This window comes from Citrobacter sp. LST-B2 (genome assembly GCF_057983045.1).
In genome coordinates this window covers 1,205,530-1,230,617 of the sequence record NZ_CP192598.1, presented here as the reverse complement: position 1 = coordinate 1,230,617, position 25,088 = coordinate 1,205,530, and the positions used below count along the sequence as shown (strand labels likewise).

Sequence of the window (25,088 nt, the reverse complement as noted above, 5' to 3'; positions counted from 1 at the left end):
ACACTTAAAATAAAAAACAAAGCGACTATAGGTCTCTGATATGACAGGTTTATGACAGCATAGAAACGAAATAAAACTAGTAACGAGGATGCCTCAACAGCTTTTGTACGTACTGGCGCAGCAACTCCGTATCGTTATCCGGAACGCTGGCATCGGGCTTTACGTCATCAAGTGCGCCCTCTACCTGATGAATCAGCATTTGCTGCTCGTTCTGAGCCATATTGCGCAGCATCGCTGTAACGATAATCTCTAATGCTTCTACCTGAGCAACCAGTTCTTTCGACTCTTCCTCTTTCTGGGCAAGCTTAAGCAACAACTCAGCTATTAGATTTTTCATGACCGCATTTCCTTATCCAAAGAAGGCTGACGGTATCACTATGAATCCATGCTGCCTAGAGTCTGAAAGTAGTATTTTTATAAAAAAGGAAAGACTTTGCGTAAATAATCACAGAATACGGTGAGCGAAACGTTTCTCGCGCGAAAACCGAACGCTAAATTAAAAGCCAGGAATAAAATAGTCACCCCTGGCCATAATCAAAAGTTATGCTAAAAAATGACTAATTTCACTTAAGTCATTTCTTTTTAATCGCTTCACACCCGCTTGCGGATATTTCGCCGCTGACGCAGAACCAGGGCTAACTGACAAATGTTAATCATCACGATAATGGCAGTGGCAATAAATACCCAACGAAATCCTGCCATGGCTGAAACCGTTGCGCCCATCAGCGGGCCAGCGACATTGCCAAGATACATAAACGATTGGTTATAACCAAATATACGCCCGGTTATTTGGTCACTGGAATATTTGACCAGCAGCGTCTGAACCGCGGGTAGCATGGCGCCATCGGCAAAACCGAGCAGAAAACGTAATACCCCGAGCTGGAAAGGCGTCGTCACCCACGACATGGCAAAAAACAGCACGACCGCACAAATCAGCGTTGCCATCAGGATCCTTTCGGTGCCGATGCGATCCCCAAGTTTACCCAGCCGGGGCGCGGAGATAAGCGCGGAGACCCCAGGCACCGAGGCAATTAATCCACTCAGAAAAGCAATATTATTACTATCAGGGGCCATCGACTTAATAAATAGCGCCAGGATCGGGCTGATTGAGCCATTACATAACTGAATCACCAGCGTGGTGAAAAACAGGCTGATCACCAGCGCCGGATAAGGTAGCGACGCAAATACGGCTTTCCCGCTCAATCGTTCGCTCTTTTTCAGCGTCGGGCGCACGCCTTCTTTAATCAAAAAGAGCGTGACCATAAAGCTGACGATCAGCAGCATTGCAGTGATAAAAAAGACCGGGCGTAAGCCCACATGATCGGCAATAAAACCGCCCATCAGCGGGCCACCAATCACACCGCTGATTTGCGCGGTCGCCAGCGTACTGAGTGCCCATCCACTACGTTCACGGGGCACCTGAGACGCCACCAACGCCATCGCGTTAGGAATATAGCCGGACGTTAACCCCATGATGCCGCGTAGCAGGAAAAGCTGCCAGACGTTGGTAGCGAAAGCCTGCAGCAGTATCGCAATCGCCATGCCGAGCGAGGCGCGTAGCAACATCAGCTTGCGACCTTTACGGTCTGCCAGGCTACCCCAGAGCGGAGAAACAATCGCGGAAATTAAGAATGTGACACTGAATGTCAGACCGGACCACATTGAGAGCGCTTCGTGGGAGGTCACCCCAAGCTGCGAAATATAGAGTGGCAAAAACGGCAGGATTTGACTGATTGCCAGACCGGTAAAAAAGCAGCCGAACCAGACGGAAATGAGATTAACTTTCCAGGATTCCATAAACGCTCATCGTGATAAATAGCAGAAAACGCCGGCTAGTTTAGCAATCTCCACGTCTGTCAGGGGATCCGCAGGTGCGGTGGCGCGCAATTTGCTATTTTATCTTCCCGTTCACCAGATTTGTGAAATACATCACATTAAAACCCAACAAGCCGCAGGGCTTTATGCTTAGCGACAAAGGCCAATTCCCCGAATTCCCAGGTGAAAATGGTTGGCGTGAGCGGCGTTGTAGTCCGGCCCCAGGCCGTTGCCATAATATTGACAGCTCGCACTGAGCAACGCCCGCAGCCACGTTGCGCTTTCTTCCTGCTTCCAGCCGCGCAGAACGGTAACGTGTCGCCCATCGGCAAGAATAAAGCCGCTGATGTCCAGGGCCTCTGCGCTCGCGTGTTCGCTACGGCGTGCATCAGGGCGATGGTAAATGTTGCGGCAGGCATAGCTGCCGAGATGCTCGATCCGGGTCAGCCGGCTTTCCATCATACGTTCCGTTAAGGGTGCAGCCTGCTGAGCGACATACAGCGCGGAACGCAGTGCCAACGGACAGGAGGCAAGGAAGCTGCTGCTCAGTTTGACTGCGCCAAAATCCCGCACCCGTACTACGTCGGTTAAGGGACATTCGCCAGCGCTGTCGGCTACGGACTGCGACGTGATTAGCTTCTGCTCGTTTGCCTGTTGCAACAGCGTCTGACAGCGCGCTGGCGTCAGACGTTTAAGCTTAAATTGGGTAAGCCAGTTTGGCGGATCGGATACCTCAAGCGGGGCGAGCGGGTCATAATAAGACGGCAGATAGCGATATCCCACGCCACACGCCACGCTCAGAATGATCATCGTCAGCCAGACTTTTCCTCTCACGCTTCCTCCCGTGTAATTCTCCCTAACATTATGGCAGAAGCCCGCGAATCCCTCGTTTTGTCGTGGTAATGTATACGCTTTGCGTTCGAAGGAATGGGTTTAAGATGGCAAAGTTGCGGGTAGGAATCGTATTTGGTGGTAAATCAGCGGAACATGAAGTGTCATTGCAATCGGCAAAAAATATTGTCGATGCCATCGACAAGACCCGCTTTGAGGTCGTGCTGTTAGGCATTGATAAGCAAGGGCAATGGCACGTCAGCGATGCCAGCAATTATCTGCTCAATGCCAACGATCCTGCGCATATTGCGCTGCGTCCTTCTGCGACCAGCCTTGCGCAGGTTCCGGGTAGACACGAGCAACAGTTGATTGATGCGCAGAATGGTCAGCCGCTGCCGACCGTAGACGTGATTTTCCCGATTGTTCACGGCACGCTGGGTGAAGATGGTTCACTGCAGGGAATGCTGCGCGTGGCAAATCTGCCCTTCGTGGGTTCCGACGTGCTGGGTTCAGCCGCGTGCATGGATAAAGACGTCACCAAACGCTTGTTGCGTGATGCCGGACTGACTATCGCGCCGTTTATTACGCTGACGCGAGCCAACCGTAACACGATAAGCTTTGCCGAGGTAGAAGCCCGTCTTGGCCTGCCGCTGTTCGTTAAGCCCGCCAATCAGGGATCGTCTGTCGGCGTTAGCAAAGTCACCAGCGAAGCGCAGTACGCGCAGGCGGTCGCCCTCGCCTTCGAATTCGATCACAAAGTGGTGGTGGAGCAAGGGATCAAGGGGCGCGAGATCGAGTGCGCAGTGCTGGGCAACGATCATCCGCAGGCCAGCACCTGTGGCGAGATCGTGCTCAACAGTGATTTCTATGCCTACGACACCAAATACATTGACGATAACGGCGCGAAAGTGGTGGTTCCTGCGGCGATTGATCCGCACATCAACGACAAAATCCGCGAGATCGCCATTCAGGCGTATCAGGCGCTGGGCTGCGCTGGCATGGCACGCGTCGATGTCTTTTTAACCGCCGACAATGAGGTGGTGATCAATGAGATCAACACCCTACCAGGCTTTACCAACATCAGCATGTATCCGAAACTCTGGCAGGCCAGTGGCTTAGGTTACACCGACTTGATCACCCGTTTGATCGAACTGGCGCTGGAACGCCATGCTGCAGATAACGCGCTGAAAACGACGATGTAATCTGCACTCCCCGATAAGCCTGACAGCGGTTTGTTGTCAGGCTTACGCCGCGTCATCCTCCACGCGACGACGAATAATCAATCCTGCCAGCCAGAAACTGACGATCCAGGTCACCAGCCCCACGGCATAGGTTTGCCAGCCCCTGGCTTCAAACCCCAACAGCCCGACAACGCCGTTCAGAATGAAAATCAGGCCGATAGCAAAGGCGTAGTAGTGCCAGTCACGGCGAATTTTTAAAGGCAGGTTCATGGAAACTCCGCAGCGAAAAAAACGTATCGTCGCATATTACGGGAAACCGGTCTGTGTCGTGTGCGGAATTTCTTAAATGTTGCCAAATTTAATTTAAGGTAACCAATTTGTGACAACTGACAAAAATCTGCAATCCAGGATTCATCCCAGACTGAAATTACCATCATTCTGATATTGACAAACGCGATGACCTGTCACACTCACGGTAAGTTACTGGCATGGTGTCAGAGATGCAGAATTACTCGCGGAGGTCATTTATGGCTGATTTCACTCTCTCAAAATCCTTGTTTAACGGGAAACATCGAGAAACCGCCTCTACGCCAGGCAATATCGCTTATGCCGTGTTTGTTCTGTTCTGTTTTTGGGCCGGGGCGCAGATCCTGAACCTGCTGGTTCACGCGCCTGGCGTATATGAACATCTGATGCAAGTGCAAGAGACAGGACGCCCGCGCGTAGAGATTGGGCTGGGCGTCGGAACCATCTTTGGTCTGGTGCCGTTTCTGGTCGGCAGTCTGATTTTCGGCGTCATCGCCGCCATTCTGCGCTGGCGCTACCGCCGCCAGTAATGGCCAGGCGGTTATTGCCCCATGCACTTCGCACGACGATCGTCGACCCGTTTTGCAAACCATGCCGTGGTGAGATTACGGGTGATTTTCGGGCTTTCCAGTTGAATACCGGGCAGCATTTCACGCGGTAATCTCTTCCCTGTCTTTGCTTCAGCAAGCGTAAACACCTTTTCATAAAGCGCCGTTTCTTCAAACGCCAGACTGTCGCCTTTCTCCAGTTGGCGACGGATCGCGCTTTCGCTGAGATCCAGTTTTCCCGCCAGTTTACGCACCGCCAGTTCCGTTTTACCGGCGTCTTTACTGCCGTAGGCGATCAGGTCGCCATCCAGCGCCAGTTTGACGCCGCTGGCTTTACTGACTGCGTTCTGAAATGCGGCGTTTCGACTGGCATACCATCCGGCGTTGAAGTCGGCAAAGCGGAAAATTGGCGCGCTATAGTTGGCCGGGTAATTGAGCAAATGGTAGGTTCCGAACCAGAGTCCACCGCGACGGCTGAACACTTCCTGGCGCACCGTTCCCTCCATCTTCCACGGATATCCTTTGCTGTGCTGCTCGGCAAACGCAATGCTGACCTGCATCGGACCACCGGTATGGACCGGATTCAGCGAACCGAACAGCGTCTGCCCCATCGGCACCATATTAATAAAGTCATCGAAAATGGCACTGAGCTGTTTTTCCGTTTTTACTGTGTCCAGACGCTCGCTATAGCTTTTCCCGTTTGGGGAGGTGATTTTCAGCGCGGTATGCACCAGGAAAACCGGAATATGCATCCGTTCGGCGCGCCGGTCTATTTCCTTCCAGGCAATGTTGTTCAATCCCGGAACGGCGGGATCGGCCTGATAGTTGGACTCCTGCTGCGCGACCGCCAGCACCGAACAGATATTTTCCACCGTCGGCGCCAGCTTCTGGCTTTCAAAGGTTTTGGCGATATCCTGCGCCCAGTCATCCCGATCCTTCACACTGGCCGGCATTTTCTGGCGCACCACGCTCGCGACATCGACCGGTTTCTCGCCTTTTTTTAGCGGTTGCGAAGGCTGACTGCTACATCCTGCCAGCACCAGTCCGGCCAGCAATGACAAAGGGTAAAGACGAGACACCGCCGACATAACGTTTCCTTTTGTTAACCAAGTGTGTGGGTGACAGCCTGAATATCCCGCTCGTCCAGTTCGCGCTCAAAACTGCGCAGACGTTTATAGATAGACATCAGTTCAACCAGCGTTGTCCATGAGTTGATCAGGTACTGGAACGCGCCCCGCACCTGGCTAAAGACGTTGGTAATTTGCGTCATCAGACCCAGGGTAATCGTACCGGCAACAATCGACGGAAACAGCAGGAACAACCCGAAAACGTTGTCCACCTGCAGGTAGAGAATGCGCGCGATATTAAAATACATGTAGTGGAAATAGAGACGGAAATAGTTCTGGCGAACCGCACTGAACAGCTCACGAACCGTCGGCGGCGTGGCGCGGTTGGCATCGTCTTCCCCGTATACCAGCTCTTTACGATAAGCCGCTTCCACCCGCTGATTTTTAAATTCCAGTCCCGGGAGCTTGATCCCGACTACCGCCAGCATACCGGTGCCCATCAGTGACCAGACGATCGCCGCAATCACCAGGCCATAAGGCACATGGCCGACTATCGGCAGTTCGGGCACGTGCGGAGAAAGCGCAACCAGCACCGGCAGGAAGGCGATTAGCGTCATGATAGCGTTAATAAAGCTCACGCCCATGCTTTCCAGCGTTGAGGCAAAACGCATGGTGTCTTCCTGCACACGCTGTGCTGCCCCTTCGATATGGCGCAAATGCTGCCACTGCGCCATGTAATATTCGTTCATCGCCGTACGCCAGCGGAACACATAGTGGCTGACAAAAAAGTTGTTCAGCACGCTAATCACCACGGCAATCAGCGCGATACCAAGAAAGATCCCCAGTTCGTTATAGAATTGACCCATGGTGACCTTATGTGGTGCGCTGAGGGCGGTCTGGATCAGATCGTAAAATGGCGCATACCAGGCGTTGACGGCCACCCCGACTTCAACGAGAAACCAGGTGACGAAGATAATCAGCGAGGTGCCAAGAATTGACCAGTACTGCCAGCGATGCGGACTGTAGAGAAACCAGAACAGCGCAAACAGCCCGACGCAGAGCACGTAGTAGGCATAAAAAATCAGGTAGCTCGGCGACCAGAAACGGGCGGCGCTGATAGGCACGGCGCCCGTTGCGCCAGTCATCCGCGCAACCCAGTCCCCACCACCGGCTTGCCAGAAAATAACCGCGACTATTGCCCAAATAAAAGCCGAAAGGAAAAAAGGACCCGGCTTTGGGAAAAAAGACTTAAACATGATGCTCTCCTGCTAACTTCTTATCGTTATGACAACTGCTGTGCTTCTGCCGCTGCGCGGACTAAAAATAAACGATCACAACAGGCGAAACCGCCCATTGTGACCAACATGGCGACGCTTAGTTCGTTTTCCAGTCCTGAAGAATTGTTTCGACGGGTTTCACACGTACCGGATTGCCCGGCACGATCAGATTGCGCCAGACATCATTATGGTGCGCAATCAGCGTCTGGGCAGGTGCAGCCGCGCGATGTGCGGTGGTGTGGGCATCTTCCGCAACCGTAATGCGATAACCCCGGCTGGCACCGTTTCTGATGGTGGTATCGACACAATAGTCCGTCGCACAGCCGCAGATGACAACGTGTGAAATCACCTGCTCGCGGAGCAACTGTTCGAGCGCCGTTTTGTAAAAAGCATCGCAGGCGGTTTTCGTGACATATTTGGCGTTCACGGGTGTCTCCAGTTCAGGCAGCAGCGCAAACCCCGCGCTCCCCTCCTCCAGGCCACCCGCCTCGGTGTGTTGAATAAAAATCGTGAGATCGGCTGCCCGCGTCAATTGATTGATACGTTCCACACACGCATCCCGATTAATACGCGGCGTGGCAAACACGCCGATTTGCATATCAACAACCATCACAACCCGTTTTTCAGGCATCGTCAGCCCCATCCAAGAGTGGTAATGAAAGATTATTGCACGCCCCGGATCACAAAAGCGGACTTTCTTTCGCGGCAAAAACGCTACGTTTACGCGTCGTTACGTTTTTCTCACTATCCTTGCGCTAATTAGCGCTTTGCAACAGGCGGTACAGTAGTATAAATACGCTTAGTTTTTTACTCTCATTCATGGACACCACCGTTGAAACGTAGTCTGCTTTTTTCTGCCGCGCTGTGTGCGGCGTCATTGACCTCAGTCCAGGCGGCTCAGCCAGTTGCCGAACCGGTTTTTGCGTCTGATATTGTCGAACGTTACGCCGAACATATTTTTTATGGCAGCGGCGCGACGGGGATGGCACTCGTCGTGATCGACGGAAACCAGCGTGTTTTTCGCAGCTTCGGTGAAACCCGTCCGGGCAATAACGTTCGTCCGCAGCTGGATTCGGTGATTCGCATTGCGTCACTCACCAAACTGATGACCAGTGAAATGCTGGTCAAACTGCTCGATCAGGGCACCGTAAAACTGAACGATCCGCTGAGCAAATATGCCCCCGTCGGCGCGCGCGTACCGTCGTATGAGGGAAAACCGATCACGCTGGTCAACCTGGCGACGCACACCAGCGCACTGCCCCGTGAACAACCCGGCGGCGCGGCAAAGCGCCCGGTATTTGTCTGGCCGACGCGTGAACAGCGCTGGAGCTATCTCTCCACGGCGACGTTAAAAGCCGCTCCGGGTTCACAGGCGGCCTATTCCAATCTGGCGTTCGACCTGCTGGCGGATGCGCTGGCAAACGCCTCCGGCAAACCCTATACCCAGCTTTTTGAAGAGAAAATCACCCGCCCGCTGGGCATGAAAGACACGACCTATACTCCCTCTCCCGATCAGTGCAAACGTCTGATGGTCGCGGAGAAAGGGGCCAGTCCGTGTAATAACACGCTGGCAGCCATCGGCAGCGGCGGGGTTTATTCAACGCCGGGGGATATGATGCGCTGGATGCAGCAGTATCTTTCCTCTGATTTTTACCAGCGCAGTAATCAGGCCGACAGAATGCAAACGCTGATTTATCAGCGCGCGCAGTTAACGCGGGTAACCGGTATGGATGTCCCCGGCAAGGCCGATGCGTTGGGCTTAGGATGGGTCTATATGGCGCCGAAGAATGGACGCCCGGGCATTATTCAAAAGACCGGCGGTGGCGGAGGGTTCATTACCTATATGGCAATGATTCCGCAAAAAAATGTGGGTGCGTTTGTCGTTGTCACTCGCTCTCCGCTCACCCGCTTCACAAGCATGAGCGACGGTATTAACGAACTGGTGGTTGAACTGAGCGAAAATACACCGCACGAGGTTCCTGCGTCTTAATTAATAATCAGAAGGCAAACGGTTTATTCCCACCAGTTTGCCTTTATTCATTTCGATGTAGCCGCCTTTTCGTAACGCCGCAAGGACCTCTGCTACCACGGAACGCGAAATTTGCGTGCGCTGATGAATATAACTCATCACCCCAATTTTTGAGCGTAAACCTTCATCCCACTCAATCATCGAGAAAAGGGTGGTTCGGATCTGTTCGTAGGAATTATTACCAATTAACTGGCGATCGCGCTGCTGCAGGATACGGTTCTGCCAGGTTAGCCAGTAAAACGCCTCACGCCATAGCTGATATTCTTCAATAATCTCAATAGCTTGTGACGACGGCAGGTGATAGCCTGAACATACTCCCTCGCTGATGAGATCATAATGAGCATCATTTTTCATCACCCCATTGCTCAATCCCATAATGAAAGGGGCCTGGGCGATACCCACAAGAATATGTTCATTACGTCTTAATGAGATGATCCCTTCCAGAATCACTACCGTCGTGTCGGGATTCTTTTCAGTGGAATAAAGAAGATGTTTTGCATGGACATATTCAAAACGTGTCCCAAATTTTGACAACGACTTATCAAGCTGAGCAAATTCTTTTAACGGTTTATTCAGAGATAACATCTGCGCGTTCCTTGCAGTAATGCCCGCCAAATTCTTGACGGGCATTTTTTAGATTAACGACGCGATATCCATTTCCGTAAGGGAATGATTACCAAGTATATTTAACGCCTGCGTTAGCCGACCAGTCCTGATCAACATCGCCGCCGCCAAGGTAGTTCGCATCGGTATACGCGCTGAAGTTCTTGGTAAAGCTGAACTGCGTACCCAGCCCAACGCGAACCGCTGAACCTTTGGTGCCATTGTCGATTGAATCGCCGTTGACATCCGCATGGTTGCCCTGATCGTCATACACGTACGCCAGTTTGAAGTAAGGCGTCAGAGCCTGATCCTGGCTATAGGTGAAGGTATAGCCCGTATCTACACCCAGTTCATAACGCATGCTGTCGTAAGACTGACCATCAAGATGCATGTCGTTGCTCAAACGATAGTCGTCACCAGACTGGAACAGACCTGACACGCTGCCATACGGCGTAACATAACCCGCGTCACCCACTTTCCAGTCGTAGCCCACTTTCAAACCGAAGCCCCAGGCATCTGTTGACGTGTTGCCATCGACATACTGACCGTCACTCATATTGGCAGACAGATCGTTGTTGAAGTGAGAGTAGCTCAGGTTGCCATCCACAAAGACGTCATTGGCAAATCGGGCAGAGGAGTACAGGTAAGCAGACTGACTATCCTGATCTACCTGGCCGGTATGGTCGCTCATGTCGCCTTTAGCGAAACCGGCTGCCGCACCAACAATCCATTTAGCGTTGTTACCATCAACTTTGGTATCCACACCCACCATGATGCCGTTGACATCCTGGTCGTAATTGATGGTGCCATTGTCGCCGCTGAAACCGCCGCCGAAGTAGCTTACCCATGCGCCGCCGTTATCCGCCAGACCGTGGCGAGAGTTGGTCAGACGTGTTCCAACGGTATCCTGCTCCAGGTTCCAGGTATTGGTGTTCGCAGACGGGATGCTCAGCGCCATATTGGCATAGTCAGTCAGCTCCATCTGTTGCATAACAACCGTATTACCCTGCTGCTGAGCCTGGTACGTGTACGCCCCCAGGTCTGCTTTATTGGCCGCAGAGAAAGTCGCGGTGCTGTTCTTATCGTTAACGTAGATCAGCTCTTTGCCTTTGTAATCGGCAATGGAGCCTGCACCCGTGGCGTTATCGATACGCACTTTGTAGTTACCGGTTGCCGCCGCAATGCCGTCGCCCGCGTTATCCACTTCAGACAGATCAGCGGTGTAAGCATCACCGTTACCATTAATCGTCAGGTGGCCATCGGAATTCATGCCGATAACACCGTAACCATAGTTTGACTTGCTGGTGTCTGCAGTGCGATCGTTGACCAGATCAGCGTTCAGAACGTAGTTGTTGCTGTGAAGGTCAAATACACCGGCATGCACATTGCCACCCGCATCGGTGGTGCTGGTCAGATTCAGGGTATCCGTCTGCAGCGCATAGTCCGCGCTGTTACCGACATCCAGAACACCGTCGTTTGTGACCTTAATGGTGTTGGCATACAGCGCAGCATCACCCACGCTCCAGCCTGAAGCCACATCATCAGCAATAGTCACGGTACTGTTGTCAACCGTCAGGGTATCTGTCGCGACATGACCATCTTCGTTAATGTTCAGCGCTGCGCCACCGGTCAGGCCAATGGTGTCAGAAACCAGCGATGAATCGCCGACGTTCACCACAGAACCGCTGTTGATGCTCAGCGTATCAATCAGAGAGGTTTTGGTGGTATCCCACTGTGAACCATTCTTCAGCGTGACGTTGAACAGACCGCTTTGATAAACCTCTTTCCCCACAACATGACCATTTTCGTCATAGGCGGTGTCGCCGTTATCAATGCCATACGTTGAGGACGGCCACAGGCTGTTAGACGCGATATCAATCAGCGTAGCAGTCGCGTCCGTACCCGCAGCAACGCTGTCATACACACCGTCGCCATCGGTATCGACCTGGTGGACGGACATCGCCGCACCCACCCATTTACTACCGTTATCTAATGTCAGATCCAGACGATCGGTGCCATCCCAGCCGTTGGTATCCACATTTGCATCGGTATCACGATAGCTATCAGCGCCGTTCGGGAAGAAGTTTTCGTCAAAGTTGCTGGAGAAAACCACATCGCCCATCAGCGTAGAATTACTGAAAGTTGCGGTGGTCTGCATCGCATTGTCTGCCGCCGGATTTGCAATCACAGCTAATGCAATATCATCTGCGGTGTTTGTACCGCTGTAATCGCTGGCGTTACCGTTATTGCCGAACCAACCCGTGGTGCCTTCGTCAGACAATGAGCCTGAGGTCACGGTAGAGTCCTTCACCGTAATGGTGTTATTGAACACTTCATTGCTGTTTACGCCAGTGCTGACGGTATTATCGTCAACATCCTGCCATTCATAACCCTGAGTCAGGGTAATACCGGCAACATGGGAGTTGTTGCTGATAGCCAGGTCAACTTCCTGATCCAGGGTGATCGCGGTGCCCAGGTTGTAGACATCAACAACATGCGTATCTGCAGTGCCGTCGGTATGGGTGCCGTTGTAAGTATAATGTTCGTAGTTGTCGTCGATAGTTGAGTTATCAACGGTCAGCGCCAGACGATCATAAACATAGCCGGTCGCATCACGTCCGGCACAATCCTCCGTCATGCACTGTGAGGTAATCATTCCGTGAACAGTACTGTTTTTAATCGTCAGGCTGTTACTGTTGGTGTTGGTCGTCAGACCATCATCCAGATAGTACGTTGAAATCACACCGTTAACGGTCGCGTTATTGATGACCGGATAGATGTCTCCGTTATACACGCTATCGGTGCCGTAGTTATTCCAGCCGACATAGCCATCGTAGTACACACCATCCGCATAAGTCGCGTCGTTAAGGTGTTCAAAGGTGGTGTACGTCTTGCCAGAAATATCAGTTGAAGCATTCGCCTGAGAAGTGATTGCCAAAGTGCAGGCTAATGCTAATTGTGAGACTACAAGTTTCTTTTTCCAGGAGTGCATTTGTCATCCCTCCTCAGGGACGTAATAGTGTTGATCCATCAATATCAATGCATAGAAAACATTATGTTTCGCGAAGAGGATTATGCGGTGTCCACAATGAAAGGTTCAATTATTCTTTATCCGCAGTCCGAAAACGGACAATAACAAAAACCAGGAAAACACTCAGTTGAAAAATAAAAAATTACTTATAAATCAATGCAATAAAAAGGAAAAAGACAAGGATATATATAATAAATCAATACTTAATGCAGCGAGCATTGATAATAACGAACAAATAAAAAACCAGCCAACCTAAATAAATAAAAACTCAAATAAATAGATATTTAAAATAACCAAACGAATAACAATCACACTTTCAAATATGAATTTTTAGCTATTCATATTAAAAAATTGCCATGCGATTTCTTTTATTTATTAATAAAACAAAACAATAAGGCCCATTTTCGTAAAACACTCGCCCGCGGCTTCAGGTATACTATGGCCTTCACTTTCACAAGCATCAGGCATCCCATGACAGACTTAATCCATCGCCCTCGCCGTCTGCGCAAATCTGCAGCGCTACGTGCCATGTTTGAAGAGACAACACTCAGCTTGAACGATCTGGTGTTGCCGATCTTTGTTGAAGAAGAACTCGACGACTACAAAGCGATTGAGGCCATGCCCGGCGTCATGCGCATCCCGGAAAAACACCTGGCGCGCGAGATTGAGCGTATTGCCAACGCCGGTATTCGTTCCGTCATGACCTTTGGCATCTCACACCATACCGATGACACCGGTAGCGATGCCTGGAAGGAAGACGGTCTGGTGGCGCGGATGTCGCGTATCTGCAAGCAGACCGTACCAGAAATGATCGTGATGTCAGACACCTGCTTCTGCGAATATACCTCCCACGGTCACTGCGGCGTGCTGTGTGAACACGGCGTCGATAACGACGCCACGCTGGCAAACCTGGGTAAACAGGCGGTTGTCGCGGCCGCCGCAGGCGCAGATTTCATCGCCCCTTCCGCGGCGATGGATGGTCAGGTGCAGGCGATTCGCCAGGCGCTGGATGCCGCAGGCTTTACCGACACCGCCATCATGTCCTACTCCACCAAATTTGCCTCGTCGTTCTATGGTCCGTTCCGCGAAGCGGCGGGCACGGCGTTGAAAGGCGATCGCAAAACTTACCAGATGAACCCGATGAACCGCCGTGAAGCGATTCGCGAATCGTTGCTTGATGAAGCACAGGGCGCGGACTGCCTGATGGTGAAACCGGCGGGGGCCTATCTTGACGTACTGCGTGACATTCGTGAGCGCACAGAGCTGCCGCTCGGCGCGTATCAGGTCAGCGGCGAATACGCGATGATCAAATTTGCCGCTATGGCAGGCGCCATTGATGAAGAAAAAGTGGTACTGGAAAGCTTAGGCGCTATCAAACGCGCAGGCGCGGATCTGATCTTCAGCTACTTCGCACTGGATCTGGCAGAGAAAAAAATCCTGCGTTAAGTTTTCCCTGAACATGCCGGGTGGCCTCGCCATCCGGCCTTTCCCCAAAACGTCACCCAAACGTCATACCAGCGACACTTACCGCTTCTACTGTCAGCACAGGAAGAAGGAGGTGTTGTGATGTTCAGTCTCGATAACGTACTCAGCGACCTTTGGCCCGAGGCGAGAACCACGCCCTGGCAGAAAAAGGTGTTACAACGCGTATTGTATGAAAAAGAATTCCAGCTGTTTGCCGCCCGCCATTGCCATCTGAAAGGCGTGGATATGGTGGAACAAGTCCTGGAACATCTCCAAATACGTTGTGAAATCCCCGAGCACCACATTGAAAACATCCCCGAAAATGGCCCTCTGATCATTATTGCCAACCACCCTACCGGGGCGCTGGATGGACTGGCGCTCATCTATGCCCTCTCCCGCGTACGGCGCGACATCAAAGTGGTGACTAACCGGCTGCTCTCCCATCTGGAACCTCTGAGTTCGTTGTTTATCCCGGTCGATAATATTCAGGGACGCACGCCCAAATCGTCGTTACAGCAAATGGATAGCCATCTGCAGACCGGCGGCGCGCTGGTTTTCTTCCCGGCAGGGGAAGTTTCGCGTCTGACGCTAAAGGGAATCGCTGAACGCCGCTGGCACTCCGGGTTTATCCGCATGGCAGAAAAGTACCGGACGCCGCTACTGCCGGTACATATTCAGGCCTATAACAGTCCGCTGTTCTATGCCAGCGGACTGGTTTCTTCCCGCGCCACGCTGCTGCTGTTAATGCAGCAAATGTTTCGCCGCCGTGGCAGCACGCTACCCGTACGTATAGGCCAACAAATTGCCTGGACGCAATGGTCTACCAGCAAAAGCAGCGTGCGCGAGCAGGCGGAAAAGTGCCGGGAGCACGTGATTGCGCTGGGCAAAGGCCGACCAGGTCTCTTTCGTACCGAATCGACAATCGCCCCGCCGGAAAACAGAGCGCGACTGAAACGCGAGCTGGCACAGGCGGAATGTCTGGGAATAACCGCCGACGGTAAGCACATTTATCTCTGGCAGCGCAACGGGCAAGAGGAAGCGACGGTCCTGCGCGAGCTGGGACGACTGCGTGAAATCGCCTTTCGCGCTGTGGGTGAAGGGAGCGGCAAGCGCAGAGATATCGATCGCTACGATGATGACTATCTGCATCTGATCTTATGGGACGAGGAGGATCTTGAGATCGTCGGCGCTTACCGGTTTATCCCCTGCGCACAACAACTGGAAAAGCAGGGGCTGGATGGACTCTACAGTCACAGTCTGTTTGATTACGATGAGCAGATGGCGGACATCATGAAACACGGTATCGAACTGGGACGTAGCTTTATTCAGCCGCGCTACTGGGGACGTCGCGGGCTGGATTATCTCTGGTCAGGAATCGGCGCATACCTGGCACGTTACCCGCAGTATCGTTACCTGTTCGGACCCGTGTCTATCTCCGGAGGATTACCGCCGGATGCGCGCGATCTGCTGGTTGCCTTCTATCGTCTGTGGTTCCCGCCCACGCATCCGCTGGCCGTCTCACGCCAGCCGTATCCCGCTTCGCTACCGGATGTGCTGGCGCAGTTTACCGGTAGCGACTACGCCGACGATCTGACGCGGCTGAAGTCGCTGCTGGGAAATCTGGGCTGCGGTATTCCCCCACTCTATAAGCAATACTCAGAGCTCTGCGAACCCGGCGGCGTACAGTTCATCGATTTCGGCAGCGATCCGGATTTTAACCACTGTGTCGATGGCCTGGTATTGGTGGATTTGACCCGTCTGAAGGCCAACCGTTATCAGCGCTATATTGAGGCACATTTATCACGCCATTGCCCGGTGACGTGACGCGTACCGGGCCGACAATGACATACCGGCCCGAGGCGGAAATTACGGCGCTCGATAAAACGGTTTATCCCCTAAAATCGTGGCCCGGTGCATAATACGCCGCTGCGGCAGGTAATCGGCGTTCGCATAATGCTGCGTCACACGATTATCCCAAATCGCCACATCATTCGGCTGCCAGCGCCAGCGCACCTGGAATTCCGGTTTCGTAATATGCGCAAACAGAAAGCCAAGCAGCGCCTCACTCTCTTTCTCCGTGACGTCAACAATGCGCGTAGTGAAGCCTTCATTCACAAACAGCGCCTGTTTACCACTGATCGGATGGGTTCTTACCACCGGGTGCACCAGCGGCGGATGCTTTGCCACCGCTTCACGCCAGCGCTGATGCTCTTCCTCTGTTTTGCGGTATTTGTATTCCTGGAAGGACTTGCGGAAGTCATGCTCCGCCCGCAAACCGCTCAGCAACTGACGAAACGGCTCCGACAACGCCTCATACGCCGCAATGCCGCTGGTCCACAGCGTGTCGCCCCCGGTTGACGGCAACGCTTTTGCCGCCAGAATCGCCCCGGCAGGCGGTGTCTCAATAAACGTCACGTCGGTGTGCCAGTTGTCATTATCCGGCGGATTATCATTGTGGGTATCCAGCACGATAATCTCCTCGACGCCCTCCGCATGCGGATAGACCGGATGGATATGCAGATCGCCAAAGCGCTGGGCCAACGCCCGTTGCTGTTGTGGCGTAATGGCCTGTTCGCGCAGGAACACCACCTGATGGCGCAGTACCGCGTGATAAAGCTGCTCAAACTGATTGTCGCTCAGCGGGCGAGTCAAATCCGCCCCGGCGATCTGTGCGCCGATGTACGGCCCCAGCGGGGTAATGCTCAGACGTTCACTCATTGGATTCTCCATGCCAGGGCGTCAGACGGCGCTGAAGCGCACGCAGACCCAGTTCTAAAATAAAGGCGATAATCGCAATCACCGCGATCCCCGCCAGTACCACGTCGGTCGCCAGAAACTCACCGGCCGACTGCACCATAAACCCTAACCCCCGCGTTGCCGCAATCAGCTCCGCCGCCACTAGCGTCGACCAGCCCACGCCAAGTCCGATGCGTAATCCGGTGAGGATCTCCGGCAGCGCGCCTGGCAGGATCACCAGCCACAGTACCTGCGCCCGGCTCGCGCCCAGCGATCGGGCGGCGCGGATCCGTACCTGCTGCGCGCTCTTCACGCCCGCCAGCGCCGACATGGCGACCCGGGCAAAAATTGCCAAGTAGATCAACAGGATCTTGGACGTTTCGCCAATCCCGAACCAGATAACCATTAATGGCAGATAAGCCAGCGGCGGCACCGGACGATAAAGCTCGATGATCGGATCGAGAATGCCGCGTAGCGTCGGACTGAGCCCCATCGCAATCCCGACCGGAATACCGAACGCCACCGCAGCCAGCAGCGCCAGCACGATGCGGGTCAGGCTCGCGGCCAGATGCTGCCACAGCGTGGCATCCATAAATCCTTGCGGACCAGCGATGGTGATAAGCTTTTGCATCACCTGGTCCGGCGGCGGCAAAAACAACGGGCTTATCAGCTGCAGCGCGGCAACCGTCCACCACACCGCCAGAATCAGCGTTAGCGTCGCCAGGCTCAGCGTAATCTGGCGCGAGAACGGCCAGCGCCATCTCAGTGGCCGTTGGCGCGGTTTGTCGTTGATCACCACACTCATGAGAAGGCCTCCCGTTGTTCAAAGACGCGGCTTAAGACATATTCGCGGGTCGCGATAAACTGCGGATCGGACTTAATGCTGCGGCTCGCTTCGCCTGCCACAAAGCGCCGGGCAAAGGTCAACGGCAGACGCTCCAGCACCCGGCCAGGTCCTGGTGACAACAGCACCAGTTCGGTCGCCATAAACACTGCTTCTTCAATATCATGCGTTATCAGCAGCACCTGCTTGCCGGTCTCATGCCAGAGTTTCAGCAGCAGGGTTTGCATCTGTTCACGAGTAAAGGCGTCCAGCGCGCCAAAGGGTTCATCCAGCAGCAACAGCCGTGGGTTCGCCGCCAGCGCGCGGGCAATGCCAACGCGCTGGCGCTGACCGCCGGAAAGCTGCCAGATGAAGCGTTTTCCCGCGCCTTCCAGCCCCACTTTTTTCAACATATCCTGAGCGATGCTGACACGCTGCGCTTTCCCGATGCCCGCCAGTTGCAGACCCAACGCGACGTTATCCTGCACGTTGCGCCACGGCAGCAGCCCTTCGTGCTGAAACACCACGCCGCGCTCTGCCCCCGGCCCGTCAACGCGTTTTCCCGCCAGCTGAATGCTGCCGTGTTGATACGGTACAAATCCGGCAATCAGGTTCAGCAGCGTTGTTTTGCCACATCCCGAAGGCCCCAGCACCACCAGCAGTTCACCGCTGTCGAGCGTCAGATTGATATCTTCCAGCGCCGGTTTACCACCGTAATCGGCGTACAGATGAGAAAGTTGCAGCATCAGCGCCTCCTTTATTGCACGAAGCGGTCGGTGACGTACTGGCTGTAATCGCTTGCCACCGCAGGCACCTTGCCCTGCTCTTTCAGAAACTGCGCGGTGTCGATAATCGCTTTGTTCACCGGTCCGGTTAGCTCAGCCGTCTGCTGCTGGGGAGTGAGATAGGTATTGCCTTTTACCAGTCCCGGCACATCGGCTTCCGGAACGCCGCTCAGACGCGACAGCTTGCTGATGTTCTCCGGTTGCTTCAGCCATTCGTCGGGATTGGCGATATAGGACTGCTGCGCGTCGATGGCGCTTTTCGCGAAGGCTTTCACTACCTCCGGATGCTTCTCGGCAAAGTCTTTGCGCACGACCCACACATCCAGCGTCGGTGCGCCCCACTCACCGACTTTTTCCGAGTCGGTCAGCACCTTGCCGTCTTTTTCCAGCGCGTTAACGGCAGGTGCCCAGACGTAGGCACCATCAATATCTCCGCGCTGCCAGGCGGCGATAATCGCTGGCGGCTGCAGGTTCACAATCTCCACCTGACCGGGTTTAATCCCCCAGTGTTTTAACGCGGCCAACAGGCTGTAGTGGGTGGTGGAGATAAACGGCACCGCGATGCGTTTGCCGATCAGATCCTCGGGTTTACCAATCGTTTTTTTCACCACCAGCGCTTCGGAGTTACCGAGTTTTGACGCCAGCAGGAAAACCTCGATCGGCACCTGTTGACTGGCGGCGACCGCCAGCGGACTGGAGCCGAGATTACCGATTTGCACGTCGCCGGAGGCCAGGGCGCGCACAATACTCGCGCCGCTGTCGAATTTACGCCAGTCGACGGTGGCCCCGCTTTCTTTGGCGAAGGTGTTATCCGCCTGGGCCACTTTTGCCGGTTCAGCGGAGGTTTGATACGCGACGGTGACGTTCACCGCTTGCGCCTGAAAGGTGATGAATGCCAGTGCGGCAAGAAGTGTATTACGCGATGAAACGGCCATAGTGTCTGCTCCCCTGTCTTGTTATGGAGGCAGTATTTCGTTATGGCCGGATTTGATAAAGGAATTAAAAATTCTTGCTAAGAACAAAGCGTTTTTAGAAAAAAAGTGGGAATGGTTAGTTGGGATATGACTTTCATGTCACCGTATCAAACGGTTCCGTTCGCCTTGTATTTCTAACCGTGGAACAGACGTTGTCATGTCACTTCATCAAAGGGTTCCGTTCGCCCTACGAACCGTGATTCTCTGGACGTAAATTTCCCGCGAACGTGTTAAGGAGGCTCATCGCCGCCTCCTTAACAATCCTGGCTCCCGGCAGGAAAATTGTCGCTTCGCGATACCCTCCGCTTATTCCTCCAGGCTACCGGGCCGGGCGCGACTCAGCATCCCTGCTTCGCGCGCCCTGAACCCGCATCCCTGCGGGTTCTCCCGGCCCTCCGGAAACACGTCGGCAATTTTCAGCCGGACCCATCCACACCTGACCATCTCTGCGGTTTGCTTTTTTTACAGCGAAATGAATTTACCTGAAGAGCAGAGAATCGAAGCGGTGCCATTGGTCCGGCGTGAAAATCGATGAGCTGTTGACGGCTGCCCGGGTCCGCCCGCAGGGAAGCGGGCGGAGGGGTCGGCCTGCAGGGATGCAGGCTCGACCCCGACCCGAAAGGCAGACGACATAAGGCGAATGGACCACGAAGTGGCGATTTTCCTTGCCGGGAGCCGGGATTGTTAAGGGCGTGGCGGAGAACGCCCTTAACACGTTCGCGGGTGAGTAAGTTCCAAAGAAGCAATAGTCATAAAGCGAACGGAACCCTTTGATGAAGTGACATGGAAATGCCTGAAATCTTTCCCGGGCCCCTTTAATGAAATGACATGAAAACACATACCACCAGCGCCCCCAAATATTGCCATTTTGTTACATTCATTACATAACTGTACCTGATTGATTGCCAGCGCAGCGGCGCCAGGCATCATAGGATCATTATCCGGCAAGAGAGCAAAATCATGATACGTGTGGTGCTGGTGGACGACCATGTGGTGGTGCGTTCCGGCTTTGCGCAGTTACTCAGTCTCGAAGAAGACCTCGACGTCGCAGGCCAGTATAGCAGCGCGGCGGAAGCCTGGCCTGCGTTGTTGCAGGACGACGTTAACGTTGCGGTGATGGACATCGCCATGCCGGACGAAAACGGTCTGAGCCTGCTGAAACGCCTGCGGGCCCAGAGGCCGCAATTTCGCGCCATTATTCTTAGCATCTATGACACACCAGCCTTCGTGCAGAGCGCGCTGGATGCGGGAGCCAGCGGTTATCTGACCAAACGCTGCGGGCCGGAAGAGTTAGTGCAGGCCGTCCGTTCCGTTGGACTCGGGGGACATTACCTCTGCGCGGATGCGCTGCGGGCGTTGCGTGGTGGAGAACCGCCATCACCGGTACTGGAAGTTCTGACACCACGCGAACGGGAAGTGTTTGATTTACTGGTCAAAGGCGACAGCGTTAAGGAGATTGCCTTCAAACTCGATCTCAGCCATAAAACGGTCCATGTCCATCGCGCCAACGTGCTGGGCAAGCTGAACTGTCACAGCACCATCGAGCTGGTTCATTTCGCTCTCGACCATCAGTTACTGGCGGGGCATTGATGTCGCACAACCTCCGCCACGTCGTCATTTCACTGTTTATTGTGCTGGCCTGGGGTACCGGTTGGCTGATGCTGTGGACGCTTGGTTTTTATCTGACCCACAACGGCCAGCAGGCGGCCCTGTTCCTGCCGCACGGCGTCTACCTGGCGCTGCTGATCCTGCTTTCACGCCGCTACTGGCTCGCGCTGGTGCTGCCACCGATGATGATGATGTTCTGGCTGCACAGCGAGCAACTGCTCAATGGTTATATTCTGCTGACCACACCGCTTATCAGCATGATTCCCGCCAGCCTCGCACAGACTTTCTGGTACCGTTTCCCTCTTTACTGGCAGCGGCTGACGCTGCTGCTGTCCACGGTAACAGCCGCCTCATTGCTCAACGCCGCTCTGCTGTCGCCGTTTGTCAAAAGTCCGGCGATGCTGCTCGGGCTGGCGTCCTTTACCGGTGGCGTGCTACTGACGCCGTTCGTTTATCTGATCTTCGAGTTTCTGCGCCAGCAGCATCGCTATCACCTGCTGGGTCTGGACACCAATAACCCGCCGCTGCGTACCTCGCTCATCATCTGGTGCAGCCTGTTTTTTATCATTGGCATTGGCACCCAGATGGTGCTGTCGCCAGAGATTGAACGCCTGCTGTTGATTGTGGTGTTTCTGCCCAACGTGGTGATGGCGTGGAAATTCGGCTGGCAGGGTGGCGTGCTCTCGGGGCTACTCGGCAGCATGATGATCACCATCGCCCGCCAGATTGGCGTGGGCTTCAGCAATCTGATTGAACTGGAGATTTTTCTCGCGACACAGTCACTGCTCGGTATTGGTCTGGGGATCGCCATCAGTCGTCAGCAGCATCTGGCGCAAAACCTGCACCATTATCGCCGGCGTCTGGAAGCTGAACTGGCGGCGCGGCGCGCGCTGGCCGAAAAACTGGTGCATACCGAAGAGGATACGCGCAAGAGCCTGGCGCGCGAACTGCATGACGAGATTGGGCAAAACATCACCGCCATTCAGATCCAGTCGCAACTGGTAAAACGGGCGCACGATCCGGCGCAAGCCCAGGCCGCCGCCAGCCAGATCAACGATCTCGCCCGGCGAATCCATCACTCCACCCGCCAGTTGTTGCGCCAGCTTCGCCCACCCGCGCTGGACGAACTGTCGTTCAAAGAGGCGCTGCTCCACCTGCTCAACGAGTTTGCCTTTACGGAACGCGGCATTCACTGCCAGTTTGACTATCAGCTTACCACCATGCCCGAGAATGAAACGGTGCGCTTCACTCTCTATCGACTGTTACAGGAGTTGCTCAACAACATCTGTAAACACGCCGGGGCCAGCGAAGTACGAATTGTTCTGCGTCAGCAGGGAGATATGCTGCATCTGGACGTGTCCGACAACGGCGTGGGGATCAGTGCAGACAAGATAGCCGGTTTTGGCATTCAGGGAATGCGCGAGCGGGTCAGCGCCCTCGGGGGTGAACTGGCGCTGGAATCGCGGCACGGTACGCGGGTAAGTGTTAACTTGCCCACAAATTTGCAACAAATCGCCTTCTGACCAGGAAAAAGTCTTAGTCACTCCGGACTTTCTCTCATCCCCTTTCGGTTTCTCTTTCTTATAGTCAACAAAACGGAGACGGCTATGGCTATGCACGCAGGCGCAGCAACTGACATCACACAACGTTACCGGACGCTGCGTCCCCGGCTGCTGATGTACATGGTCATCGGTTACGCCGCGTTTTACCTGACGCGTAAAAGCGTTAACTACGTGCTGCCAGCGCTGCAAACCGATCTCGGGCTGGATAAAAGTGACATCGGTCTGCTGGGTTCCCTGTTTTATCTGACCTACGGCCTGTCGAAATTTACCGCCGGGTTGTGGCATGACAGCCACGGACAGCGTTGGTTTATGGGCGCGGGACTGTTCGCTACTGGCCTGTTGAACGTGGTGTTTGCTTTTGGCGAGTCGCTGACGCTGCTGCTGGCAGTCTGGACGCTGAACGGTTTTTTTCAGGGCTGGGGATGGCCGCCCTGTGCTCGCCTGCTGACCCACTGGTATTCGCGTAACGAACGCGGCTTCTGGTGGGGCTGCTGGAATATGTCTATCAACATTGGCGGGGCGATTATCCCGCTGATTAGCGCCTTCGCCGCCCACTGGTGGGGCTGGCAGGCCGCAATGCTGATGCCAGGGATAATTAGCATGGCGCTGGGAATGGGGTTAGCGCTGCAACTGAAAGGCACGCCCCAGGAAGAGGGGTTACCGTCCGTCGGCAACTGGCGTAACGATCCGCTGGAGCTGCGCCAGGAGCAGCAGAGTCCACCGATGGGACTGTGGCAAATGCTGCGTACCACGATGCTGAAAAACCCGATGATCTGGCTGCTGGGCGTTTCGTATGTACTGGTCTATCTGATCCGCATTGCGCTTAACGACTGGGGCAACATCTGGCTGACGGAAAGCCACGGCGTCAACCTGCTCAGCGCCAACGCCACGGTGATGCTGTTTGAAGTCGGCGGACTCCTCGGCGCGCTGTTTGCCGGCTGGGGGTCGGACCTGCTGTTTAGCGGTCAGCGGGCGCCGATGATTTTGCTGTTTACGCTGGGCCTGATGGTCTCTGTCGCCGCGCTATGGCTGGCACCCGTTCATCATTACGCCCTGCTGGCTGTCTGTTTTTTTACGGTGGGCTTTTTTGTCTTTGGTCCACAAATGTTGATTGGTCTGGCGGCGGTGGAATGCGGGCACAAAGCGGCTGCAGGCTCAATCACTGGTTTTCTCGGCCTGTTCGCCTATCTGGGGGCAGCGCTGGCGGGCTGGCCTCTGTCGCTGGTCATTGAACGCTACGGCTGGTCGGGGATGTTCAGTTTGCTCTCGGTCGCCGCCGTACTTATGGGTTTACTGCTGATGCCGCTGCTGATGGCGGGCATCACCACCACTCTCAGTCAAAGGATAAAACAATGAAAATGACCCTTACCTCTACTCTGATTGCCTCCGCCGTTGCGCTGGCGACCTTATCGGGCGCCGCACACGCGAAAGGGCGTCTGGTGGTGTATTGCAGCGCCACCAACGAGATGTGCGAAGCGGAAACCAAAGCCTTTGGGGAAAAATATGACGTGAAAACGTCGTTTATTCGCAACGGCTCCGGCAGCACGCTGGCGAAGGTTGATGCCGAGAAGAAAAACCCGCAGGCTGACGTCTGGTACGGCGGCACGTTGGATCCACAATCTCAGGCCGGTGAAATGGGTCTGCTGCAGCCGTACAAATCCCCTAACCTGGAACAGGTCATGGAGAAATTCCGCGATCCGGCGAAAGTGAAAGGCAACCTCTCGTCAGCGGTCTACGTGGGGATCCTCGGTTTTGGCGTCAACACTCAACGTCTGAAAGAGAAAAACCTGCCGGTGCCGAAATGCTGGAAAGACCTGACCAAACCGGAATACAAAGGTGAAATTCAGATTGCCGATCCGCAAAGCTCCGGTACGGCCTACACCGCACTGGCCACTTTCGCCCAACTCTGGGGTGACGATCAGGCCTTTGATTACCTGAAACAACTGAACGCCAACGTCTCGCAGTACACCAAATCCGGTATTGCCCCGGCGCGTAACGCGGCTCGTGGCGAAACCGCCATCGGCATTGGCTTCCTGCATGACTACTCGCTGGAAAAAGAACAGGGCGCACCGCTGGAGCTGATCTCTCCGTGTGAAGGTACCGGTTATGAAATCGGCGGCGTCAGCATCCTGAAAGGGGCACGTAACCTCGACAACGCCAAACTGTTCGTCGATTGGGTACTGTCAAAAGACGCCCAGGAACTGGCGTGGAAGAAAGGCAAGTCCTATCAGATCCTGACCAATACCACCGCCGAAACCTCGCCGAACTCGCTGAAGCTCGACGACCTGAAGCTTATCAACTATGACATGGATAAATACGGTTCAACGGATGTCCGTAAAGCGTTGATCAATAAATGGGTCAGCGAAGTGAAGATGGGTAAATAAGCCCACACGATGACTTCCTGACGTTAAGGTTACGTAGGCCGGGTAAGGCAACGCCGCCCCCCGG

22 protein-coding genes are annotated in these 25,088 nt (G+C 54.2%); 9 read left to right on the top strand and 13 right to left on the bottom strand.

Going from position 1 to position 25,088, the window contains the following annotated elements; genetic code table 11:
• Positions 1-76: 76 nt before the first annotated feature.
• The 3 genes from iraP to ACQ0PY_RS05800 form a co-directional block, all read right to left on the bottom strand.
• Positions 77-337: an anti-adapter protein IraP gene (gene iraP / locus ACQ0PY_RS05810; protein WP_043001633.1), complete on the bottom strand. Its 261-nt coding sequence runs from the start codon at positions 335-337 to the stop codon at positions 77-79.
• Positions 338-591: 254 nt separating this feature from the next.
• Positions 592-1,797, bottom strand: coding sequence for a multidrug efflux MFS transporter (locus ACQ0PY_RS05805; RefSeq protein ID WP_043001634.1), 1,206 nt, complete (start codon positions 1,795-1,797; stop codon positions 592-594).
• Positions 1,798-1,965: 168 nt separating this feature from the next.
• Positions 1,966-2,625, bottom strand: coding sequence for an extensin-like domain-containing protein (locus ACQ0PY_RS05800; protein ID WP_080343220.1), 660 nt, complete (start codon positions 2,623-2,625; stop codon positions 1,966-1,968).
• 128 nt (positions 2,626-2,753) lie between these two features.
• Here ACQ0PY_RS05800 and ddlA point away from each other — a divergent pair, with 128 nt between their 5' ends.
• The gene (gene ddlA / locus ACQ0PY_RS05795) at positions 2,754-3,848 is read left to right on the top strand and encodes a D-alanine--D-alanine ligase (protein WP_043001636.1); all 1,095 of its coding nucleotides are present in this window, start codon (positions 2,754-2,756) and stop codon (positions 3,846-3,848) included.
• 42 nt (positions 3,849-3,890) lie between these two features.
• On the opposite strand, the gene ACQ0PY_RS05790 is transcribed toward ddlA, so the two are convergent.
• Complete coding sequence (locus tag ACQ0PY_RS05790) at positions 3,891-4,097, bottom strand: DUF2754 family protein (protein ID WP_043001637.1); 207 nt, start codon at positions 4,095-4,097, stop codon at positions 3,891-3,893.
• 257 nt (positions 4,098-4,354) lie between these two features.
• Between ACQ0PY_RS05790 and ACQ0PY_RS05785 the strand changes: the two genes are divergently transcribed.
• Positions 4,355-4,663, top strand: a complete 309-nt coding sequence (locus tag ACQ0PY_RS05785) for a YaiY family protein (protein WP_043001638.1) — start codon at positions 4,355-4,357, stop codon at positions 4,661-4,663.
• Positions 4,664-4,674: 11 nt separating this feature from the next.
• On the opposite strand, the gene ACQ0PY_RS05780 is transcribed toward ACQ0PY_RS05785, so the two are convergent.
• The 3 genes from ACQ0PY_RS05780 to ACQ0PY_RS05770 form a co-directional block, all read right to left on the bottom strand.
• Positions 4,675-5,769, bottom strand: a complete 1,095-nt coding sequence (locus ACQ0PY_RS05780; RefSeq protein WP_109739934.1) for a DUF1615 domain-containing protein — start codon at positions 5,767-5,769, stop codon at positions 4,675-4,677.
• Between the two features lie 14 nt (positions 5,770-5,783).
• Positions 5,784-7,004, bottom strand: coding sequence for a peptide antibiotic transporter SbmA (gene sbmA / locus ACQ0PY_RS05775; protein ID WP_109739933.1), 1,221 nt, complete (start codon positions 7,002-7,004; stop codon positions 5,784-5,786).
• Between the two features lie 118 nt (positions 7,005-7,122).
• Complete coding sequence (locus tag ACQ0PY_RS05770; protein ID WP_109739932.1) at positions 7,123-7,656, bottom strand: isochorismatase family protein; 534 nt, start codon at positions 7,654-7,656, stop codon at positions 7,123-7,125.
• A gap of 201 nt (positions 7,657-7,857) precedes the next feature.
• Here ACQ0PY_RS05770 and ampH point away from each other — a divergent pair, with 201 nt between their 5' ends.
• Complete coding sequence (ampH, locus tag ACQ0PY_RS05765; protein WP_109739931.1) at positions 7,858-9,015, top strand: D-alanyl-D-alanine-carboxypeptidase/endopeptidase AmpH; 1,158 nt, start codon at positions 7,858-7,860, stop codon at positions 9,013-9,015.
• Here the strand turns inward: ampH and iprA are convergent, their stop codons facing one another.
• Together iprA and ehaB are read right to left on the bottom strand one after the other, a co-directional pair.
• Positions 9,016-9,639, bottom strand: a complete 624-nt coding sequence (iprA, locus tag ACQ0PY_RS05760; protein WP_109739930.1) for a hydrogen peroxide resistance inhibitor IprA — start codon at positions 9,637-9,639, stop codon at positions 9,016-9,018. It lies immediately after the preceding gene.
• An 88-nt stretch (positions 9,640-9,727) separates the two neighbouring features.
• Entirely contained in the window at positions 9,728-12,649 is a 2,922-nt protein-coding gene (gene ehaB / locus ACQ0PY_RS05755) for an autotransporter adhesin EhaB (RefSeq protein WP_109740797.1), read from the bottom strand.
• A 510-nt stretch (positions 12,650-13,159) separates the two neighbouring features.
• On the opposite strand from ehaB, the gene hemB reads away from it, so the two are divergent.
• Positions 13,160-14,134: a porphobilinogen synthase gene (gene hemB / locus ACQ0PY_RS05750; RefSeq protein WP_043001645.1), complete on the top strand. Its 975-nt coding sequence runs from the start codon at positions 13,160-13,162 to the stop codon at positions 14,132-14,134.
• A gap of 120 nt (positions 14,135-14,254) precedes the next feature.
• Entirely contained in the window at positions 14,255-15,976 is a 1,722-nt protein-coding gene (olsF, locus tag ACQ0PY_RS05745; RefSeq protein WP_043001646.1) for a bifunctional ornithine lipid synthase OlsF, read from the top strand.
• Between the two features lie 42 nt (positions 15,977-16,018).
• On the opposite strand, the gene tauD is transcribed toward olsF, so the two are convergent.
• The 4 genes from tauD to tauA are packed head-to-tail and all read right to left on the bottom strand — an operon-like array spanning position 16,019 to position 19,431.
• Complete coding sequence (tauD, locus tag ACQ0PY_RS05740) at positions 16,019-16,870, bottom strand: taurine dioxygenase (RefSeq protein WP_044328384.1); 852 nt, start codon at positions 16,868-16,870, stop codon at positions 16,019-16,021.
• A complete protein-coding gene (tauC, locus tag ACQ0PY_RS05735; RefSeq protein WP_109739928.1) occupies positions 16,863-17,693 on the bottom strand; it encodes a taurine ABC transporter permease TauC in 831 nt (276 codons plus the stop codon). The genes tauD and tauC overlap by 8 nt, the downstream gene beginning before the upstream one ends.
• Positions 17,690-18,457: a taurine ABC transporter ATP-binding subunit gene (tauB, locus tag ACQ0PY_RS05730; RefSeq protein ID WP_109739927.1), complete on the bottom strand. Its 768-nt coding sequence runs from the start codon at positions 18,455-18,457 to the stop codon at positions 17,690-17,692. Before tauB ends, tauC begins: the two co-directional genes overlap by 4 nt.
• Positions 18,458-18,468: 11 nt before the next feature.
• On the bottom strand, positions 18,469-19,431 hold the full coding sequence (gene tauA / locus ACQ0PY_RS05725; protein ID WP_043001650.1) for a taurine ABC transporter substrate-binding protein: 963 nt from the start codon (positions 19,429-19,431) through the stop codon (positions 18,469-18,471).
• Positions 19,432-20,430: 999 nt separating this feature from the next.
• Between tauA and ACQ0PY_RS05720 the strand changes: the two genes are divergently transcribed.
• The 4 genes from ACQ0PY_RS05720 (at position 20,431) to ACQ0PY_RS05705 (ending at position 25,024) form a co-directional block, all read left to right on the top strand.
• Entirely contained in the window at positions 20,431-21,060 is a 630-nt protein-coding gene (locus ACQ0PY_RS05720) for a response regulator transcription factor (protein ID WP_043001651.1), read from the top strand.
• The gene (locus ACQ0PY_RS05715; protein ID WP_109739925.1) at positions 21,060-22,601 is read left to right on the top strand and encodes an MASE1 domain-containing sensor histidine kinase; all 1,542 of its coding nucleotides are present in this window, start codon (positions 21,060-21,062) and stop codon (positions 22,599-22,601) included. Before ACQ0PY_RS05720 ends, ACQ0PY_RS05715 begins: the two co-directional genes overlap by 1 nt.
• A gap of 90 nt (positions 22,602-22,691) precedes the next feature.
• On the top strand, positions 22,692-23,996 hold the full coding sequence (gene uhpC / locus ACQ0PY_RS05710; RefSeq protein ID WP_044268742.1) for an MFS transporter family glucose-6-phosphate receptor UhpC: 1,305 nt from the start codon (positions 22,692-22,694) through the stop codon (positions 23,994-23,996).
• Positions 23,993-25,024 (top strand): ABC transporter substrate-binding protein, encoded by a 1,032-nt coding sequence (locus tag ACQ0PY_RS05705; RefSeq protein ID WP_043001654.1) that lies wholly within the window; start codon positions 23,993-23,995, stop codon positions 25,022-25,024. Before uhpC ends, ACQ0PY_RS05705 begins: the two co-directional genes overlap by 4 nt.
• Positions 25,025-25,088 lie beyond the last annotated feature (64 nt).